This is a genomic window from Stenotrophomonas sp. AR029 (assembly GCF_047520695.2).
Taxonomy (GTDB): Bacteria; Pseudomonadota; Gammaproteobacteria; order Xanthomonadales; family Xanthomonadaceae; genus Stenotrophomonas; species Stenotrophomonas sepilia.
Window position 1 is genome coordinate 1 of record NZ_JAXBQQ020000016.1, and the last position, 2,828, is coordinate 2,828.

A 2,828-nucleotide genomic window follows, 5' to 3' on the forward strand; every position below is an offset into this window, starting at 1 on the left:
CTACCAGCGCCGTGCCACGCCCAGCTGTGCGCTCGTCTGGCGGTAGCCGTGATCACCACGCGAGACGTTGAGGCCACCCCAGGCGGACAGGCCGCTCCGGAACTGGATGCGTACCCCACTTCCCACTTCGTAGCGACTGCGCGGTGTAGTACCGGCGATTGTCTCGTTGCCGAAACCGAGCTCGGATCGGCCCGTATCGCGATACCCGTGGGCGGCCAGCCATGGACTGACCACTAAGCCCTGTCCTTCGGCACCCTGCCCCTCCAGGCGCAACCCCAGGCGCCGTGACCACGCGGTACGGTTTGGATGTGCGATCGAAGTGCCGGTTGCCTCCACGTGCAGGTTGCCGCGATCGCGGAACTGGACGATCTGTACATCCGGTTGCAAGGTCAGCACGGTGCCGCCAAGCGTGCCCAGCGGCAGGCGGTAGCCGGCCTGAAGCGATGCCTGGCGTGCGCGCGACCGGTAGTGCTCTGGCGCCAGCGCATCACCCTGCACGCGATTGCGGAAGCGCGCATGCACAACTGCAGCATCCACATAAGCGGCCTCACCCTGCCAACCGGCGTACACGCCGAGGGCATTGGACTGCACCCGGCCGCGGGCGGCATAGCCGGTCAGGGACGAGCGCGACTGCGCATCGGCACGCCCGGACAACAGCGACACGCCAGCGCGGCCACGCCCGGCGTCGAACACGCCCAGGTCGGCGCCCAGCTGCAGGCTGTTCCACTGCGCGGATTGCTGCAGCTGATCCACCAGTCCCGGCAGCTGCGCCTGACCACTCTCGACCCGGGTCCACCCGCGTACGCCCTCCCGCCCCTCATTCGTGGCCAGAGGCTGGCGTGGCTGCAGCAGCGCCTGTCGCACCCACCGGTTGGCCAGATAGGCACCCGCTTCCGGTCGCAGCACGCCTGCCGGGTCAGGCAGTGATGGAACTTCCGGGGTTGGATCAGGCCCCGGCTCCGGTGTCGGCTCCGGTGCCGGATCGGGACCAGGAACTGGATCGACGCCGCAGCCGGGCAGAGCCGGATCGTCATCGCATGGGTCAACGGCGGTCAATTGCGAGCGCAGGTACCAGTCACCATCGGCGTTATCGCGATGCAGGAAGTACTCATACATGCCGCCGACCGCACGACCGGACAGGGCCAGCGTCGCCAGCGACTGCCCGCCCACGGTGATCAAGGGGATTCCCTTGTCGGTTGCGGCCCCGTCGCCAACGCCGACCACCGAGACCGTACCATTGCCCAGGAAATCGCCCTGGACGTCGAAGCGATCACTGGCTGCGGCGTCCCCGCCCAGCACCGTATCCAGGCGCAGGTGACCTTCGTCAAGGGTCAAATCCCCGCGCACGACGAAGCGATCGCCTGCATGGCCGTTGGCCAGCGACACCTCGCTGCGCTGCACACTCAACTGATCGACCATGGCGTTGCCGTCCACCTGCCAGACGCTGCGCTCGCGCAATGCGACATCGAGCCGGCCAACATCCGCGACGCGGGCGCCCCCCCGCATCAGGCTGCCCTGCAGCTGGACATCGGCCGCGGCGAAGCGGCCGATATCGAACAGTGCACCGCGCTCGTTCGCAAGTACGCTGCCCGCCTGCGCGCGCAGCTGCACCCGGGTATCGGGTGCCTCCAGGACGATCGCCGCAGCCCCTCCGCCAAGCAGCTTGGATGCGTGCAGGTTCACCCGCACCTGACCATGCCCAACCGCCATGCGCAGCGCCGCGTCGCTGCCCTCTGCCACGCTGTTGACCATCTCCAATCGATTGGCATCGCCATCGAGGAAGCGCACTGCATCGCCCTGCAGCGCCTGTACCTGGCTGTCCTGCAGCATCAGTTCGGCGCCCATGCCTGCACGGCCCGCGTCAGCGCCGCGATAGCCTGCAACGATGCCATTGCTACCATTGCCCTCAACGCGAACCTGCACACCGTACAGCTGGGCACGACCCACGTAGGCGTACGACGGGCCTCCGAAACCAATGTGACCCGACTCGACGTAGAGCCCCGTACTGTCTTCCCCCGCTGTGCGAATGCTGCCGCCCTGCATGGCCACATCCGATCGATAGTTCCAGAGGCCGAACGCCCTGTCACCCTGGGTCGCGATGTCCACGTTGCGCAGCTGCAGCCACGCACTGGGATTGAGCGCGACGCCCGCACTATCCTGGCCCTGCGTGAAGATCGAGCTGTCGATCACGGTGGTCGTATTCGCCTTGGCGATGAATCCTGACGCGTCCGGCGAAATATTGCCTACGTACAGCCCCGTCGAAGCCTCGCCGGAGGTCCGCAGGTGCGACCGGCTGATCCTTGCGCCGTCCACATGGTTGCTGGTCATCACCACGGCGTCGGACATCGTCCCTGCAGTCTCGACCCGGCTGTCTTCCATCACCAGATAACCACGCTGATTGATATCCATCTCCACGCCTGGCCAGCGATCGCGACTGCCGATCACGGTGGCGTCGTAGACCTCCAGCGACCGATCGAACCAGAGATCGTGGGCGGCGATTTCAACGCCACACAGGTAGGACACCTCTACAGCAGGATCACCCGGATCAGCCGGGCGCGGAATGCTCGGGCAGGGCACGCCGGGAGGAGCGGCGGCAACCGATGCTGCGGGTAGAACCAGGGCCAGCATCAATGCTGCCGCCAGAGGCTGTCGGGTGAGGTTGTTCATGGCGTCCAGGAATCGAAAGGTGGTATAGGCAGGAACTTTCGCCCCGTACGCCACCGAATGCCATGCAACTTGTTGCAAATCCATCCGCAGTACGAAAGCTGCAACCAGCCAAACAAGACATGCGCCATCGCGATTGTCTTTTCTCGCAGTACGCCCGCACA

Annotated in this window: 1 protein-coding gene; it reads right to left on the minus strand. The window is 66.0% G+C overall.

Going from position 1 to position 2,828, the window contains the following annotated elements; translation table 11 throughout:
* Positions 1–2,828: autotransporter outer membrane beta-barrel domain-containing protein (locus ACM0PB_RS20150; RefSeq protein ID WP_495495136.1), on the minus strand; the 2,828-nt coding region annotated here is incomplete at its 5' end.